Here is a 16,783-nt window from a genome sequence, read left to right as displayed (position 1 = left end):
GAGCTGGCAGAATGCAGAAAACGGATCGTGTTATCGAAGAAATCACAGACTATGTGCTTGAGAAAGAGATTACAAGTTCCGAAGCGTATACAACAGCGGGGCATGTATTGCTGGATACCCTGGGCTGCGGGATTTTGGCGCTGCGGTATCCAGAGTGCACAAAGCTGCTTGGGCCGATTGTTCCAGGAACGACTGTGCCAAATGGAAGCAAAGTGCCGGGAACGTCCTATGTTCTCGATCCTGTGAGGGCAGCGTTTAATATCGGCTGCATGATTCGCTGGCTCGATTACAACGATACGTGGCTGGCAGCGGAGTGGGGGCATCCATCCGATAACTTGGGAGGCATCCTTGCTGTTTGTGATTATGTATCAAGAGTGAGGCTGTCTGAAGGAAAAGAGCCTTTAACGGTACGCGACGTACTCGAGATGATGATTAAAGCGCACGAAATTCAAGGCGTCCTTGCGTTAGAAAACAGCCTGAATCGAGTGGGTCTTGATCATGTGCTGTTTGTTAAAATTGCGACAACAGCTGTTGCAGCAAAGCTTTTAGGCGGCGGGAGAGAAGAAATCAAAAATGCGCTTTCGAATGCATGGATTGACAATGCAGCATTAAGAACATACCGGCATTCACCAAATACAGGCTCTCGCAAATCATGGGCAGCAGGAGATGCAACGAGCAGAGGTGTTCATTTGGCGCTGATGTCGTTAAAAGGGGAAATGGGGTATCCGACAGCGTTGAGCGCACCGGGTTGGGGGTTCCAGGACGTTCTATTCAATAAGAAAGAGATCAAGCTCGCCCGTCCGCTCGACGCTTATGTCATGGAAAATGTGTTATTTAAAGTGTCTTATCCAGCAGAATTTCACGCTCAAACAGCGGCGGAGTGCGCCGTCATTTTACATCCGCGGGTAAAGGACCGAATTGATGAGATCGATCGTATTGTCATCAGTACGCATGAATCCGCTATCCGAATCATTGATAAAAAAGGCCCGCTTCACAATCCGGCAGACCGTGATCACTGCCTCCAATACATTACAGCAATCGGTTTGCTTTTTGGTGATATCACCGCACAGCATTATGAAGCTGAAACTGCGAGTGATCCGAGAATAGATAAATTACGTGATAAAATGAAGGTGACTGAAAATAAAGCATATACCGAGGATTATTTGAAACCTGATAAGCGTTCTATTTCAAATGCCGTTCAGGTTCATTTTAAAGACGGAACGAGCACGGAAATGGTGGAATGTGAGTTTCCTCTTGGCCACCGTTTTCGAAGAGAGGAGGCAGTGCCAAAACTTCTGGAAAAGTTTTCTGGCAATCTCAAAAGCCATTTTCCTGATAAACAGTGCAAACACATTTATGAGCGCTGTACCAGCGAGACTTTACAAACGATGCGCGTAAATGAATTCGTAGACATGTTCTGCATGTAAAAGGAGGATTTGTGTCATGTCGTGGATCGTCAATCAGCAATCGTCACAAGAAGAGCTTGCCGGGCGTTTCCGCAAGCTGATGTCGGCGCCGGACATTCTTCAAATTCCCGGCGCCCATGACGGGATGGCAGCGTTGCTCGCGAAGGAGGCCGGTTTTTCTGCTATATATTTGTCTGGTGCGGCTTATACAGCCAGCAGGGGACTTCCTGATCTAGGGATCATCACGTCGGCAGAAATGGCGGATCGGGCCAAAGACCTTGTGCGTGCTGCTGATCTGCCTCTGCTTGTGGATATCGATACGGGATTTGGCGGTGTGTTAAATGCCGCCCGAACCGCCCGGGAGATGCTTGAAGCCAGGGTAGCAGCCGTTCAAATAGAAGACCAGCAGCTTCCGAAAAAATGCGGGCATTTAAATGGCAAACAGCTCGTTCCGATCAAGGAAATGGCGCAAAAAATAAAAGCCATTAAACAAGCGGCACCCACCCTTATTGTTGTTGCCCGCACAGATGCCAGGGCGCAGGAAGGGCTTGATGCTGCAATAAAACGGTCAGCGGCCTACATTGAGGCGGGAGCAGACGCGATTTTCCCGGAAGCGCTCCAGGCAGAGAATGAATTCCGCCAGTTTGCTGAGCATATCTCCGTTCCGCTCCTTGCGAATATGACGGAGTTTGGGAAAACGCCGTATTATCGTGCCGATGAATTCGAAGATATGGGGTTTCGCATGGTGATATATCCTGTCACCTCGCTTCGAGCGGCGGCAAAAGCTTATGAGCGGATATTTGGTTTGATGAAGGAGCACGGCTCACAAAAAGAAGGACTTCATCATTTGCAGACGCGAAAAGAACTGTACGATACCATCTCTTATTATGACTATGAGGCATTAGATAAAACGATTGCCAAGACGGTTTTGCCTGACGAATAGTGCGACAAAAAAAGCCGGAGCATTCTCCGGCTTTTTTTGCAGTTATCGTTTTCTGAATCGCGGGCTGACTTGATTGCGTTTTCTGTCTCTGTATAGAATGAACCCGGCCAGCACATAGAGGCCGATCGCGAAAAAGATGAATCCTGACAACCCTTGGAGCCAAAGAGCTGAAAATGGCTTTATTGCATGGCCGAAAAGTGTATCTCTCATCAGTTTAATGCCTAAAGCGGAAATGGCCCCGGGGATGACTAATATCAAAAGCGCAAGAAGTCGGCTCATCTTCAGAAAACCCCTTTATCTTTTCATTTCCTTTATTGTCCAGCGGGAAAAATATTTTGTCAAGAGAAGAAAACGTGGTAACATAGGGTTGTGCAAATTATTGCAACGGAATAATTAGGTGTGCAAATTTTTTCATACAAAGGGGTATCGGGATGCAAAAGGTACTGATAGTAGGTGCCGGCAAAAGGGGAACGGCGTTATTACATATTCTGATCAAAACAGCCATCATAGATATCATTGCCGTAGTTGACAAAGACCCCAAGGCGCCGGGATTGAAAGAAGCAGAACAGTATGGGATTGCCGTTTCATCTGATTGGAAACCTTACATACAACAAAAACCGGATATCGTCATTCATACCACCGGCGATCAAGCCGTGTTTGACGAACTCCTTCAAAGAAAGCATGAAGATACCATTGTCATGCCGGGGAAAATGGCATACATCGTTTTTCAGCTGATGGAAGAAAAGCAGCACCTGATTCAAATGCTAAAAGAGCAAACATACAAACACGACAGAATTTTTAATTCCACCCATGACGGGATGATTTTTATTGATATCAATGAAGAGATCATTCTCTTTAACCATATGGCCGAAAAAATGGTCGGGAAAAAACGCGAGGAAGTCATCGGACGACCAATAAAAGAAGTCATTCCGAGCACTAAGATGCCGCGAATTTTAAAAACAAGAGTGCCTGAATACAACCAGAAGCAGCTTTTAGGCGATCATTTGCAAATTGTGACCACAAGGCTGCCGATTATTGATGAAGGCGGACGTCTGCTCGGGGCTCTTTGTGTGTTTAAAGATATCACAGATGCGGTCGAGCTGGCGGAGGAAGTGACCAACTTAAAGCAGGTCCGTACGATGCTGGAGGCGATTATCCAATCCTCCGATGAGGCGATTTCTGTCGTTGATGAAAACGGCATCGGGCTCCTAATCAATAAAGCATATACGAAAATGACCGGGCTATCTGAAAAAGAAGTTATCGGCAAGCCTGCAAACACGGATATTTCCGAAGGCGAAAGCATGCATTTAAAGGTGCTTGAAACAAGACGCCCTGTCCGCGGTGTCAGAATGAAGGTCGGCCCGAATGAAAAAGAGGTCATCGTCAATGTAGCACCGGTGATTGTGGACGGTATTTTGAAAGGCAGCGTCGGTGTGATTCACGATGTGTCCGAAATTAAAATGCTGACAGCGGAGCTTAACCGCGCCAGGCAAATTATTCGCACGCTTGAAGCGAAATACACGTTTGACGACATTATCGGCAAAAGCGAGCAAATGCTGGTTGCGCTTGAGCAGGCGAAGCTCGGTGCGAAAACGCCGGCAACGATTTTGTTGCGCGGAGAGTCAGGAACAGGAAAAGAACTGTTTGCCCATGCCATCCATAACGAAAGCGACCGGAAGTACAATAAATTTATTCGCGTAAATTGTGCAGCCCTTTCTGAAAACCTGCTTGAATCAGAATTGTTCGGCTATGAGGATGGTGCGTTTTCAGGGGCGAAGCGGGGCGGTAAAAAGGGTTTATTTGAAGAAGCAAATAACGGCAGTATTTTCTTAGATGAAATCGGTGAGCTGACACAAAATATGCAGGCCAAATTGCTGCGCGTCCTTCAAGAAAAGGAAATCGTCAGAGTGGGCGGCACGAAAGCGATCCCTGTCAATGTCAGAGTGATCGCGGCAACAAATGTAAATATTGAAAAGGCGATGGCGGATGGAAAGTTTCGCGAAGACCTGTATTACCGGATCAACCGCTATCCCATCTCCATTCCGCCTTTGCGGCAGCGGTTGGAGGACATTGAAGCACTAAGCGTCAGACTTATCCAAAAGATCAACCGGGATTACGGCAGGAATGTAAAAGGGCTCTCGCAGCAAGCCTTGCGCGCCTTATCTGCTTACCATTGGCCTGGGAATGTCCGCGAGCTTGAAAATGTCCTTGGACGAGCCATGATTTTTCTCAATCCGCATATGGAATGGATTGAAAAAGATCATTTGCCTATATTTGAACTTGAGCAAAAAGAAAATGACACAGATCTGAGGGCAGGTTTTGATTTTCCGGATATTGAAGGCGAAAAGCTGTCTGTCGCAGTAGAAAAATTTGAAGCGCATTTGATCCAGCAAACGCTCGAAAAGCATCATTTTAACCGGACAAAAACAGCGAAAGCCCTCGGTGTCAGCATTCGGAATTTATATTACAAAATGGATAAATATGGCCTTGCAAATGAAGGCATGCAATAATCTGCAGAATAAACGCAAACTTCTGCACGAATGTGTCAATATACCAGGTATGACAGCACCCTTAAGAGCTGGCACGGAACTTGCATAATAAAAGGCGGAGTCGAAACAAGAAAGGTGGTAGCAGATGAAGCTGAAAGATTTAATCGGCAAAGCGTCGATGCACAAAAACAAGACCATTGCGGTTGCTCATGCTGAGGATGAGGAAGTGATCCGGGCTGTAAAGCTGGCTGCCGAGCACCTATCCGCCCGTTTTTTGTTAACGGGCGACAGCAAAAAACTGAACGAGCTGACATCATCCATGCAAGGTCATCAAGTGGAAATCGTCCATGCCGATACACCTGAGGAGTCGGCGAAATTAGCGGTTCGTGCTGTACATCATAAAACAGCGGACGTTTTAATGAAAGGAAATGTGCCGACTTCTGTTTTGCTTAAAGCGGTATTAAACAGACAGGAGGGGCTTCGGTCATCAAGTGTCCTTTCCCACGTGGCTGTCTTTGATATACCGGATTTTGACAGGATGATGTTTGTGACAGATTCGGCAATGAATATCGCTCCCTCGCTGGAAGAGCTTCGGCAGATTTTGCAAAATGCCGTTCATGTGGCCCATGCAGTAGGGAACAATATGCCAAAAGCAGCTGCTCTGGCAGCGGTCGAAACGGTGAACCCAAAAATGGAAGCGACCGTGAATGCAGCAGCTCTAGCTCAAATGTTCAAAAGAGGCCAGATCAAAGGCTGTATTGTTGATGGACCGCTTGCTTTGGATAACGCAGTTTCACAAATTGCCGCGGCTCAGAAAAAAATTTCGGGAGACGTAGCGGGCAACGCAGATATCCTTCTCGTCCCAACAATTGAGGCCGGCAATATTTTATATAAATCACTGATTTATTTTGCCAAAGCCAGCGTGGCCGCTGTCATTACAGGAGCCAAAGCGCCGATTGCCTTAACAAGCAGAGCGGACTCTGCCGAAAATAAACTGTATTCCATTGCGTTGGCAATATGCGCATCCGAAGAATACACACATTAGGAGGAACGAACATGGAACTTTTTAAATATATGGAGAAATATGATTACGAACAATTGGTATTCTGCCAAGATGAACAATCAGGCTTAAAAGCGATTATCGCGATTCATGATACAACACTCGGTCCAGCACTTGGCGGAACGAGAATGTGGACATATGAAAATGAAGAAGCTGCAATTGAAGACGCGCTCAGACTGGCAAGAGGCATGACCTATAAGAACGCGGCGGCAGGCTTAAACCTGGGCGGCGGCAAAACAGTCATTATCGGCGATCCTCGCAAAGACAAAAATGAGGAAATGTTCCGCGCGTTTGGCCGCTATATTCAAGGGCTGAACGGCAGGTACATCACAGCTGAAGATGTGGGTACAACGGTGGAGGATATGGATATCATTCATGATGAGACAGACTATGTCACAGGGATTTCTCCTGCGTTCGGCTCTTCCGGAAATCCTTCCCCAGTCACAGCGTACGGGGTGTACAGAGGAATGAAGGCAGCAGCTAAAGCTGCTTTCGGAACCGACTCTCTTGAAGGGAAAACCATTGCTGTACAGGGTGTTGGGAACGTAGCCTATAACCTTTGCCGCCACCTGCATGAAGAAGGGGCAAACTTAATCGTTACGGATATCAACAAACAATCTGTACAGCGTGCAGTTGAAGATTTTGGCGCTCGTGCAGTTGATCCGGATGATATTTATTCACAAGACTGCGATATTTACGCGCCGTGTGCCCTTGGTGCGACTATTAACGACGACACGATTAAACAGCTGAAGGCGAAGGTGATCGCAGGTGCGGCCAACAACCAATTAAAAGAAACACGCCATGGTGATCAAATTCACGAAATGGGCATCGTTTATGCACCGGATTACGTGATTAACGCGGGCGGTGTCATCAACGTCGCAGATGAGCTTTATGGCTATAATGCTGAACGCGCACTGAAAAAAGTAGAAGGCATTTACAGCAATATCGAGCGTGTACTCGAGATTTCTCAGCGTGACGGCATTCCGGCATATTTAGCGGCTGACCGCTTGGCAGAGGAACGGATTGAACGCATGCGCCGCTCAAGAAGCCAGTTTTTGCAAAACGGCCACAGTGTATTAAGCAGACGTTAAGAAATTGATCTGGAGGTTATGAAAGTGCTACATGACGAAAAACGCATTCTCACAATTAATCCAGGCTCAACTTCAACGAAAATCGGTGTTTTTCATAACGAACGAAGTATTTTTGAAAAAACATTGAGACACAACATAGAAGAGCTGCAGCGATTTGACCAAATTATTGATCAATATGAATTTCGCAAAAACCATATTCTCGAAACGCTTCATGAACAGGGAATCAATATCTCAAAGTTTGATGCAGTCTGCGCAAGAGGCGGCCTTCTCCGGCCGATTGAAGGCGGGACTTACGTAGTGAACGATGACATGATTGAGGACTTGAAAAGCGGCTACGCCGGCCAGCATGCTTCTAATCTCGGCGGCATTATCGCGCGGGAAATTGCTGACGGCCTGAATATCCCTTCGTATATCGTCGACCCTGTTGTCGTAGACGAAATGTCAGTGCTCGCAAAAGTTTCAGGCATGCCTGAAATTGAAAGGAAAAGCATTTTTCACGCGTTAAATCAAAAAGCTGTCGCCCGTAAAGCGGCAGCCTCTCTTGGCAAACGATATGAGAACATGAAAATGATTATTACCCATATGGGCGGAGGTATTACAATTGGCGTCCATGACCACGGGCGAGTCGTGGATGTCAATAACGGCCTTCATGGAGAGGGGCCGTTCAGTCCTGAACGTGCAGGAACAGTGCCTGCGGGGGATCTTGTTGATCTATGTTTTTCAGGAGAATATACAAAAGAAGAAATCATGAAAAAACTGGTGGGCACCGGCGGGCTTTTAGGCTATCTCGGTACAAATGATGCAGTAAAAGTGGAACAAATGATTCAGGGGGGCGATGAAAAAGCCCGCTTCATTTATGATGCCATGGCATATCAGATAGCAAAGGAAATCGGAGCAGCCAGCGCGGTTTTAAAAGGTGAAGTTGAAGCAATTGTGCTGACGGGGGGCCTTGCGTACGGCAAAAGCTTTGTTTCTACTATCAGATCATACATAGATTGGATTTCAGACGTTTTAGTCTATCCGGGTGAAAATGAACTGCAGTCTCTTGCCCAAGGGGCGCTCAGAGTTTTGCAGGGCGAAGAGCAATCCAAACAATATCGTATTGAATAGACAGACAGGAGTGAGTCACCATGGCAACTGAGTATGACGTAGTCATTCTGGGCGGCGGTACCGGCGGTTATGTTGCGGCCATCAGAGCCGCTCAGCTCGGCTTAAAAACAGCCGTTGTTGAAAAGGAAAAACTCGGAGGAACATGTCTGCATAAAGGCTGTATCCCGAGTAAAGCGCTTCTTAGAAGCGCAGAGGTATACAGGACAGCGCGTGATGCCGACCAGTTCGGAGTAGAGACGGCTGGCGTGTCCCTCAACTTTGAAAAAGTGCAGCAGCGTAAGCAAGCCGTTGTTGATAAGCTTGCAGCGGGTGTAAACCATTTAATGAAAAAAGGAAAAATTGACGTGTACAAAGGATACGGTCGTATCCTTGGACCGTCAATCTTCTCTCCGCTGCCGGGAACAATTTCTGTTGAACGGGGAAATGGCGAAGAAAATGACATGCTGATCCCCAAACAAGTGATCATTGCAACAGGATCAAGACCGAGAATGCTTCCGGGCCTTGAAGCGGACGGTAAGTCTGTACTGACTTCAGATGAGGCGCTCCAAATGGAGGAGCTGCCAAAATCAATCATTATCGTCGGCGGAGGGGTTATCGGTATCGAATGGGCGTCTATGCTTCATGATTTTGGCGTGAAGGTAACAGTTATCGAATACGCGGATCGCATATTGCCGACTGAAGATCTAGAGATTTCAAAAGAAATGGAAAGTCTTCTTAAGAAAAAAGGCATCCAGTTCATAACAGGGGCAAAGGTGCTGCCTGACACAATGACAGAAACATCAGATGATATCAGTATACAAGCGGAAATAGACGGAGAAACCGCCACCTACTCTGCTGAAAAAATGCTTGTTTCCATCGGCAGACAAGCAAATATCGAAGGCATCGGCCTGGAGAACACCGATATTATCACTGAAAATGGCGTGATTTCAGTCAATGAAAGCTGCCAAACGAAGGAGTCTCATATTTATGCAATCGGAGACGTAATCGGTGGCCTGCAGTTAGCTCACGTTGCTTCACATGAGGGAATCATTGCTGTTGAGCATTTTGCAGGTCTCAATCCGCATCCGCTTGATCCGACGCTGGTACCGAAGTGCATCTACTCAAGCCCTGAAGCTGCCAGTGTCGGCTTAACAGAAGATGAAGCAAAGGCGAACGGGCATAATGTCAAAATCGGGAAGTTCCCATTTATGGCGATTGGAAAAGCGCTTGTATACGGTGAAAGCGACGGTTTTGTCAAAATCGTGGCGGATCGAGATACCGATGATATTCTCGGCGTTCATATGATTGGCCCGCATGTCACTGACATGATTTCTGAAGCGGGTCTTGCCAAAGTGCTGGACGCTACGCCGTGGGAGGTCGGGCAAACGATTCACCCGCATCCGACACTTTCTGAAGCAATTGGAGAAGCAGCGCTTGCCGTAGATGGCAAAGCCATTCATTTTTAAAAGCATAAAGGAGGGGCTTGAATGAGTAAAAACCGACATCAAGCACTAGGGCTGACTGATCAGGAAGCCGTTGATATGTATAGAACCATGCTGTTAGCAAGGAAAATCGATGAAAGAATGTGGCTGTTAAACCGTTCTGGCAAAATCCCATTCGTAATCTCTTGTCAAGGACAGGAAGCAGCACAGGTAGGAGCGGCTTTCGCACTTGACCGTGAAATGGATTATGTATTGCCGTACTACAGAGACATGGGTGTCGTGCTCGCGTTTGGCATGACAGCAAAGGACTTAATGATGTCCGGATTTGCCAAAGCGGCGGATCCGAACTCAGGAGGCCGCCAGATGCCGGGACATTTCGGACAAAAGAAAAACCGTATTGTGACGGGATCATCTCCGGTTACAACGCAAGTGCCGCACGCAGTCGGCATTGCGCTTGCGGGACGGATGGAGAAAAAGGATATCGCAGCCTTTGTTACATTTGGCGAAGGCTCTTCAAACCAAGGCGATTTCCATGAAGGGGCAAACTTTGCCGCTGTTCATAAGCTGCCTGTGATTTTCATGTGTGAAAACAATAAATACGCAATCTCAGTGCCTTACGATAAGCAAGTCGCATGCGAGAACATTTCTGACCGTGCCGTAGGCTATGGGATGCCTGGCGTCACTGTGAATGGAAATGATCCGCTGGAAGTTTATCAAGCGGTTAAAGAAGCACGCGAACGGGCACGCAGAGGAGAAGGTCCTACATTAATTGAAACGATTTCTTACCGCCTTACACCGCATTCCAGTGATGACGATGACAGCAGCTACAGAGGCCGTGAAGAAGTAGAGGAAGCGAAAAAAAGTGATCCCCTGCTTACTTATCAAACTTACTTAAAGGAAACAGGCCTGCTGTCCGATGAGACAAAACAAACCATGCTGGATGAAATTATGGCAATCGTTAATGAAGCGACGGATGAAGCGGAGAACGCCCCTTATGCAGCTCCTGAGTCAGCGCTTGATTATGTGTATGCGAAGTAGGGAGGAAGAACAAATGTCAGTAATGTCATATATTGATGCAATCAATTTGGCAATGAAAGAAGAAATGGAACGAGATCCCCGAGTCTTCGTCCTTGGGGAAGATGTAGGAAGAAAAGGCGGAGTGTTTAAAGCGACAGCCGGCCTCTATGAACAATTCGGGGAAGAGCGCGTAATGGATACACCGCTTGCTGAATCTGCGATCGCAGGAGTTGGTATTGGAGCGGCAATGTACGGAATGAGACCGATTGCTGAAATGCAGTTTGCCGATTTTATTATGCCGGCGGTCAACCAAATTATTTCTGAAGCGGCTAAAATCCGCTACCGCAGCAACAATGACTGGAGCTGTCCGATTGTCGTCAGAGCGCCATACGGCGGAGGTGTGCACGGGGCCCTGTATCATTCTCAATCAGTCGAAGCGATTTTCGCCAATCAGCCCGGACTGAAAATTGTCATGCCTTCAACACCATATGACGCTAAGGGCCTTTTAAAAGCCGCAGTTCGTGACGAAGACCCAGTGCTGTTTTTTGAGCACAAACGGGCGTATCGCCTGATAAAAGGAGAGGTTCCGGCAGATGATTATGTCCTGCCAATCGGAAAGGCGGACGTAAAACGGGAAGGCGACGATATCACAGTGATCACATATGGCCTGTGTGTCCACTTTGCCTTACAGGCTGCAGAACGTCTCGAAAAAGATGGCATTTCAGCGCATGTGGTAGATTTAAGAACGGTTTACCCGCTTGATAAAGAAGCCATCATCGAAGCTGCGTCCAAAACTGGAAAGGTTCTTTTGGTCACAGAAGATACAAAAGAAGGCAGCATCATGGGCGAAGTAGCCGCAATTATATCCGAGCATTGTCTGTTCGACTTAGACGCGCCGATCAAACGGCTTGCAGGTCCTGATATTCCGGCTATGCCTTATGCGCCGACAATGGAAAAATACTTTATGGTCAACCCTGATAAAGTGGAAGCGGCGATGAGAGAATTAGCGGAGTTTTAAAGACGTAAGGAGGATACAATCATGGCAATTGAACAAATGACGATGCCGCAGCTTGGAGAAAGCGTAACAGAAGGGACGATCAGCAAATGGCTTGTCGCCCCCGGTGATAAAGTGAACAAATACGATCCGATCGCGGAAGTCATGACAGATAAGGTAAATGCAGAGGTTCCGTCTTCTTTTACTGGAACGATAACAGAGCTTGTGGGAGAAGAAGGCCAGACCCTGCAAGTCGGAGAAGTGATTTGCAAAGTTGAAACAGAAGGCGCGAATCCGATCGAACAAAAACAAGAACAGCCAGAAGCGCCAGAAGCCGCTGGGACGCCTGCTGCAAATAGTGCCGAAGCAACCGATCAGCCCAATAAGAAGCGTTACTCGCCAGCTGTACTCCGTTTAGCTGGTGAACACGGCATTGACCTTGATCAAGTGACGGGAACAGGTGCCGGCGGGCGCATCACACGAAAAGATATTCAGCGCTTAATTGAAACAGGCGGCGTGCAAGAACGGAAGGCTGGGGAGCCGAACATAGCAGCTCCTGCACCGAAGCCTGCACCAAAACCTGAGCCAAAAGAAGAGACTTCATATCCTGCGTCTGCAGCAGGTGATATAGAAATCCCTGTCACAGGCGTAAGAAAAGCAATTGCTTCAAATATGAAGCGCAGCAAAACAGAAATTCCGCATGCTTGGACGATGATGGAAGTCGACGTCACAAATATGGTTGCATATCGCAACAGTATAAAAGATTCCTTTAAGAAGACAGAAGGCTTTAATTTAACGTTCTTCGCCTTTTTTGTCAAAGCAGTCGCTCAGGCATTAAAAGAATTCCCGCAAATGAATAGCATGTGGGCGGGGGACAAAATTATTCAGAAAAAGGATATCAATATTTCAATTGCAGTTGCCACAGAGGATTCTTTATTTGTTCCGGTGATTAAAAACGCTGATGAAAAAACAATTAAAGGCATTGCGAAAGACATTACCGGCCTTGCCAAAAAAGTAAGAGATGGAAAGCTCACTGCAGATGACATGCAGGGAGGCACGTTTACCGTCAATAACACAGGTTCGTTCGGCTCTGTTCAGTCGATGGGCATCATCAACTATCCTCAGGCTGCGATTCTTCAAGTAGAATCCATCGTCAAACGCCCGGTTGTCATGGAGAATGGCATGATTGCTGTCAGAGACATGGTTAATCTGTGTCTGTCCTTAGACCACAGAGTGCTTGACGGTCTCGTGTGCGGACGATTCCTGGGACGAGTGAAACAAATTTTAGAAACTATTGACGAAAAGACATCTGTTTACTAAATAAGCAAAAAGAGCATTTTTGAAGTTTTGTTTCAAAAATGCTCTTTTTCTATGCAGTATTATTCTGCGATTCGTATTTTCATTTCGACCCGATATTCTTCTTGTTTTTTCGGGGAGTAATGAACCGGTATAATTAACTCGTATACATCACTGACAACTGTTAATTGGCGGTCTGCGATATATTTGATAAGCTTCTGTAAGTTGAGAAAATAATGTTCAGGCGAAAAATTGTACGCGATACACACATACTTCCCTTTAGGAATCGTTGTAATTTCCATATCCGGCGTAATGGCTGAAATTTGTTTATTCGTCAGTACAGGCGTGAAAATATGACGGTAAGTCATTTCATCAATGCTGGTGTAGGGCTGAAAAGAAAAAGTGGCGCCGTAGCTATTGTTCGTAAATCCATCTGCTGATTCGATAAATTTTTTTAATTTGCTGTAGGAGGCGTTGAGCACGTTTTCAGGCCCGATTCCTTCTGCCTCTGTCTGAATAATCCGTATTTCTTCTTCATCTAAAACAAACACCTCACCGAGCGCGGGATATTCCATCTGCCGTTTCATCCGTTTTTTCACCAACGAAATCGTTTGCTCCAGTGCTGATAAAAAGTCTAATTTCTCCCTGATTTGCCGCTCCTGCTCTGTATAAAAAGCAAACAGTTCTTCCATCTCTAAGTCCTGTGCTTTTTTCATCTCTTCTAAAGGGGTGCCGATATATTTCAATGATTTGATCAAATCCAGATGAATGAGCTGAGAATCTGTATAATAGCGGTAGCTGGTATCCGGGTCGACGTAGGCGGGTTTAAATAAATCAATTTTATCGTAATAACGGAGCGCTTTAATCGACACGTTTGCCAGTTTTGAAACTTCTCCAATTGAGTAATACGATTCCTTCATGCCATCACTCCTTTTTTATCATCAGTATAAAGAAGAAGCGTATTCTTTGCAGTACACAAAGAATACGCTTTTGATCATGTGCTGGCTTTAAGGTGTGCAGGCGCTTTCCAAGCAATCGTCAGTGCAATGCCTATAGCCAAGGTGACCGTTGCAAAGTAGAAGGGATAGTTTACATCAATATCGAACAGCATTCCTCCGATAATTGGCCCGAATACATTGCCGATACTTGTAAACATTGAATTCATACCGCCGGCAAATCCTTGTTCATTTCCCGCAATCTTTGACAGGTAAGTCGTTACCGCAGGCCTCATGAGATCAAATCCGACAAAAACGGTGACTGTAACCAGCAGAATCGCAATATATGAATTTACGGTTGTCAGCAAGAATACCAGACTCGTCGAGAGAATTAAGCTGTACCGAATTAAAAGAATTTCGCCAAACCATCTTGTGAAGCGGTCGAATAAGACGACTTGCGTAATAGCGCCCACAATCGCTCCTCCTGTAATCATAATGGCAATGTCGCTGGCCGTAAATCCGAATTTATGATCCACATATAATGCAAATAAAGATTCAAATGATGCTAGACCAAAAGATGAAATCAAAATAATGAGAAAAGCAATGAAGTACATGGGTGCAAAAATTCGCTTGAAGCCTGTCTTTTGCCCTTTTATCTCCTGATTTTCAGGGTTCCGTTCCGGCTCGCGCAGCGTGAGCATTGATAAAATGGCTGCTAACAGTGCAAAAGCGGCCGCAAAGAAAAAAGGCAGCCGGGAGTGGACTTCTGCTAAAAATCCCCCGATGCCGGGACCAATAATAAATCCTGTTGAAATAGCGGCTGACATATAACCGAGCGCTTTCGGCCGTGTTTTAATGGTCGTGATATCTGCGATAAAAGCTGTGACCCCAGGCATAATGAAGGCAGCGCTGATACCGCCCAGCATACGGGAGATAAATAACATCTCAACTGTTTTTCCAATGCCAAATAAAAACTCCGACACACTAAAGAAAAACAGGCCGATCACGATCATGATCTTGCGTCCGAAGCGATCAACCCAGCGCCCGGATATTGGTGAAACAATGAGCTGCGTAATAGCGAAGCAGGCAACCATATAGCCGACCGCGGTCCCTGATAAATGCAATTCATTCATAATGGTCGGCGTTACTGGAATCACAAGCCCGATCCCCAAAAAAGCAATAAATAAATTGGTTAATAATATCGTTAAGGTAATATTTTTCTTCTCCATATGACTTCCCCTTTTTCAAGTGTGCATCCCTTATACTGTAAGACCTCCTCCTAGGGGAGAGTCAACGGATTTGCAAAATCTTTCTAAGCCCTTAAGACAGTTAATCATTTGCGGGAACAAGCATGTCGATATGCTGCTGCAGGACCTGAATGACTGCGGGTGTATGTGTATAAACTTCTCCATCCATATCCGCCTTTTTGGCATTGTCTGTCTCTATCTCGATTCGGGAGGCCTGGACATAGGACAGCTCTCCGGTAAAACGATCAATTGCGCCCTGTTCCATGCTCATCAGCTCCCGCAACGCGGTGAGGTTGGTGTTGCGGCATATGAGGACATCGAGTAAGCCATCTTCAATACTGGCATCGGGCAGAGGAATTCGGTTCGTTCCAATGTATTGGCCGTTCATCACAAGCAGCATAACGGCTTCTTCTTTAATTTCTTCTCCATCAATTTTTAATCTCATCGGAAACGATGCAGCGGATGAGACGGTTCGCAAGGCACTAGTAAAATAGCTGATTTTCCCCAATAATGCTTTTTCTGTTTCATTGATTTGATTCGACGTTTCTGCAATTAAGCCGATCCCCCAGAAATTTAAAAAATAACGGTCGTTCATCTGACATACGTCTACGCTGGTTTTTTTTCCTGACATAAGTGCTTCCGCGGCCTTTGCAAGATTTTGAGGGATGCCAAGCACTCTTGAAAAGTCATTGCATGTGCCGCCGGGCAAAATTCCGACCGCGGGTTTTCTTTCTAGAGAGCTGATTGCATTTATGCATTGGTGGATCGTGCCGTCGCCGCCGAGAATGAAGACGGTGTCGACAGAATCATCAATGGATCGGCAAAAATAATACGCATCATCCTTTTTCTTTGTCTGTTTAATAATCACTTCATCTAAATGGTGAGATAAAACCGGCACGACAGCACCAAGTGCTTTTTCTATATTTTTGTTGCCGGCATTTCCGTTATGAATCAGTAATGCTTTCCGTTGGCTCATATACAACTGCTCCTTTATTTTACTTCTGGTTATATAATCCCCTTTTTCTGTAAGCGGTAAACGAAAAGCAAAAAAAGTGCACGGCGAAGCAAAGTCATTTGCCGATTTGGACGTTTCCTTGCTATCATAAGAACAGATGATGAAAAAGGAGAGGTCTTCATTGAACATGGACTTTAATTTATTTATGAATGATATTGTCCGCCAAGCGAGACAAGAAATTACAGCTGCCGGATACACCGAGCTGAAAACAGCCGAAGAGGTAGACGCGGCACTTACGAAAAAAGGAACGACGCTCGTCATGGTAAACTCTGTTTGCGGATGTGCCGGAGGAATTGCAAGACCGGCAGCATACCACTCCGTTCACTATGATAAAAGACCTGATCAGCTTGTGACCGTTTTTGCCGGACAGGACAAAGAAGCGACAGCGCGTGCCCGCGACTATTTTGAAGGATATCCGCCATCTTCTCCGTCCTTTGCGATTTTGAAAGACGGAAAGATCATGAAAATGGTAGAGCGCCATGAAATTGAAGGCCATGAGCCGATGGCCGTAGTGGCAAAGCTGCAGGGAGCCTTTGAAGAATATTGTGAAGAAGTATAAGACAAAAAACCCGGATACTCAAAGTAGCCCGGGTTTTTTTGTGCATAAAATTCCAAGGATATATGAATAAATATTAACGAATTATTCAATCGGATTGTACAGTGATTTTATTTTTATCTAGTAATATCAAAAGAGATCACTGGAAAGATAAGCTTGAAGATAATTTTTAAAAATAGTATTGCATAAAAATAAGAAACTGT

General features: G+C 46.0%; 15 protein-coding genes. 11 read left to right on the top strand and 4 right to left on the bottom strand.

The genetic code is table 11. From position 1 onward, the window contains the following. Positions 1-11 precede the first annotated feature (11 nt). Both C1T29_RS13670 and prpB read left to right on the top strand, forming a co-directional pair. Positions 12-1,427 carry a bifunctional 2-methylcitrate dehydratase/aconitate hydratase gene (locus C1T29_RS13670; RefSeq protein ID WP_095431660.1) on the top strand — a complete coding sequence of 472 codons (1,416 nt, stop codon included), beginning with the start codon at positions 12-14 and terminating at the stop codon, positions 1,425-1,427. A 16-nt stretch (positions 1,428-1,443) separates the two neighbouring features. After that, positions 1,444-2,349 (top strand): methylisocitrate lyase, encoded by a 906-nt coding sequence (prpB, locus tag C1T29_RS13665; RefSeq protein WP_040082683.1) that lies wholly within the window; start codon positions 1,444-1,446, stop codon positions 2,347-2,349. Positions 2,350-2,391: 42 nt separating this feature from the next. On the opposite strand, the gene C1T29_RS13660 is transcribed toward prpB, so the two are convergent. Then, entirely contained in the window at positions 2,392-2,628 is a 237-nt protein-coding gene (locus tag C1T29_RS13660) for a DUF2627 domain-containing protein (protein WP_014664541.1), read from the bottom strand. Positions 2,629-2,780: 152 nt separating this feature from the next. Here C1T29_RS13660 and C1T29_RS13655 point away from each other — a divergent pair, with 152 nt between their 5' ends. The 8 genes from C1T29_RS13655 (at position 2,781) to bfmBB (ending at position 12,851) form a co-directional block, all read left to right on the top strand. Then, positions 2,781-4,859 carry a sigma-54 interaction domain-containing protein gene (locus tag C1T29_RS13655; RefSeq protein ID WP_095431659.1) on the top strand — a complete coding sequence of 693 codons (2,079 nt, stop codon included), beginning with the start codon at positions 2,781-2,783 and terminating at the stop codon, positions 4,857-4,859. Positions 4,860-4,983: 124 nt separating this feature from the next. After that, a complete protein-coding gene (gene yqiS, locus C1T29_RS13650) occupies positions 4,984-5,883 on the top strand; it encodes a phosphate butyryltransferase (protein ID WP_095431658.1) in 900 nt (299 codons plus the stop codon). 11 nt (positions 5,884-5,894) lie between these two features. After that, positions 5,895-6,989, top strand: coding sequence for a branched-chain amino acid dehydrogenase (gene bcd / locus C1T29_RS13645; protein ID WP_014664538.1), 1,095 nt, complete (start codon positions 5,895-5,897; stop codon positions 6,987-6,989). 18 nt (positions 6,990-7,007) lie between these two features. Then, entirely contained in the window at positions 7,008-8,099 is a 1,092-nt protein-coding gene (gene buk / locus C1T29_RS13640; protein WP_095431657.1) for a butyrate kinase, read from the top strand. A 20-nt stretch (positions 8,100-8,119) separates the two neighbouring features. Next, positions 8,120-9,544, top strand: coding sequence for a dihydrolipoyl dehydrogenase (gene lpdA, locus C1T29_RS13635; RefSeq protein WP_095431656.1), 1,425 nt, complete (start codon positions 8,120-8,122; stop codon positions 9,542-9,544). Between the two features lie 21 nt (positions 9,545-9,565). After that, on the top strand, positions 9,566-10,558 hold the full coding sequence (bfmBAA, locus tag C1T29_RS13630) for a 3-methyl-2-oxobutanoate dehydrogenase subunit alpha (RefSeq protein WP_071580411.1): 993 nt from the start codon (positions 9,566-9,568) through the stop codon (positions 10,556-10,558). Positions 10,559-10,571: 13 nt separating this feature from the next. Further along, on the top strand, positions 10,572-11,555 hold the full coding sequence (gene bfmBAB / locus C1T29_RS13625; RefSeq protein WP_071580412.1) for a 3-methyl-2-oxobutanoate dehydrogenase subunit beta: 984 nt from the start codon (positions 10,572-10,574) through the stop codon (positions 11,553-11,555). A 21-nt stretch (positions 11,556-11,576) separates the two neighbouring features. Then, on the top strand, positions 11,577-12,851 hold the full coding sequence (bfmBB, locus tag C1T29_RS13620) for a branched-chain alpha-keto dehydrogenase complex dihydrolipoyllysine-residue (2-methylpropanoyl)transferase (RefSeq protein ID WP_071580413.1): 1,275 nt from the start codon (positions 11,577-11,579) through the stop codon (positions 12,849-12,851). Positions 12,852-12,910: 59 nt separating this feature from the next. On the opposite strand, the gene bmrR is transcribed toward bfmBB, so the two are convergent. The 3 genes from bmrR to C1T29_RS13605 form a co-directional block, all read right to left on the bottom strand. Continuing rightward, positions 12,911-13,747 (bottom strand): multidrug efflux transcriptional regulator BmrR, encoded by an 837-nt coding sequence (gene bmrR / locus C1T29_RS13615; RefSeq protein WP_071580414.1) that lies wholly within the window; start codon positions 13,745-13,747, stop codon positions 12,911-12,913. A 74-nt stretch (positions 13,748-13,821) separates the two neighbouring features. Continuing rightward, a complete protein-coding gene (gene bmr, locus C1T29_RS13610; protein ID WP_069839451.1) occupies positions 13,822-14,991 on the bottom strand; it encodes a multidrug efflux MFS transporter Bmr in 1,170 nt (389 codons plus the stop codon). Positions 14,992-15,091: 100 nt separating this feature from the next. Next, entirely contained in the window at positions 15,092-15,985 is an 894-nt protein-coding gene (locus C1T29_RS13605; RefSeq protein WP_069839450.1) for a YegS/Rv2252/BmrU family lipid kinase, read from the bottom strand. A gap of 160 nt (positions 15,986-16,145) precedes the next feature. On the opposite strand from C1T29_RS13605, the gene brxB reads away from it, so the two are divergent. Continuing rightward, positions 16,146-16,583 carry a bacilliredoxin BrxB gene (brxB, locus tag C1T29_RS13600; RefSeq protein ID WP_014664530.1) on the top strand — a complete coding sequence of 146 codons (438 nt, stop codon included), beginning with the start codon at positions 16,146-16,148 and terminating at the stop codon, positions 16,581-16,583. The last annotated feature ends 200 nt before the right edge of the window (positions 16,584-16,783 follow it).

Source organism: Bacillus sp. MBGLi79 (assembly GCF_002953915.1).
The sequence above is the reverse complement of the archived record's forward strand: the minus strand, read 5'-3'. Positions and strand labels throughout refer to the sequence as shown.

Excerpts from the sequence above, each read along its gene's own strand:
- lpdA (WP_095431656.1), top strand. The coding sequence starts at position 8,120 with ATGGCAACTGAGTATGACGTAGTCATTCTGGGCGGCGGTACCGGCGGT.
- C1T29_RS13660 (WP_014664541.1), bottom strand. The coding sequence starts at position 2,628 with ATGAGCCGACTTCTTGCGCTTTTGATATTAGTCATCCCCGGGGCCATT.
- bfmBB (WP_071580413.1), top strand. The coding sequence starts at position 11,577 with ATGGCAATTGAACAAATGACGATGCCGCAGCTTGGAGAAAGCGTAACA.
- bfmBAA (WP_071580411.1), top strand. The coding sequence starts at position 9,566 with ATGAGTAAAAACCGACATCAAGCACTAGGGCTGACTGATCAGGAAGCC.
- bmrR (WP_071580414.1), bottom strand. The coding sequence starts at position 13,747 with ATGAAGGAATCGTATTACTCAATTGGAGAAGTTTCAAAACTGGCAAAC.
- buk (WP_095431657.1), top strand. The coding sequence starts at position 7,008 with ATGAAAGTGCTACATGACGAAAAACGCATTCTCACAATTAATCCAGGC.
- bcd (WP_014664538.1), top strand. The coding sequence starts at position 5,895 with ATGGAACTTTTTAAATATATGGAGAAATATGATTACGAACAATTGGTA.
- prpB (WP_040082683.1), top strand. The coding sequence starts at position 1,444 with ATGTCGTGGATCGTCAATCAGCAATCGTCACAAGAAGAGCTTGCCGGG.
- C1T29_RS13655 (WP_095431659.1), top strand. The coding sequence starts at position 2,781 with ATGCAAAAGGTACTGATAGTAGGTGCCGGCAAAAGGGGAACGGCGTTA.
- bmr (WP_069839451.1), bottom strand. The coding sequence starts at position 14,991 with ATGGAGAAGAAAAATATTACCTTAACGATATTATTAACCAATTTATTT.
- bfmBAB (WP_071580412.1), top strand. The coding sequence starts at position 10,572 with ATGTCAGTAATGTCATATATTGATGCAATCAATTTGGCAATGAAAGAA.
- C1T29_RS13670 (WP_095431660.1), top strand. The coding sequence starts at position 12 with ATGCAGAAAACGGATCGTGTTATCGAAGAAATCACAGACTATGTGCTT.
- C1T29_RS13605 (WP_069839450.1), bottom strand. The coding sequence starts at position 15,985 with ATGAGCCAACGGAAAGCATTACTGATTCATAACGGAAATGCCGGCAAC.
- yqiS (WP_095431658.1), top strand. The coding sequence starts at position 4,984 with ATGAAGCTGAAAGATTTAATCGGCAAAGCGTCGATGCACAAAAACAAG.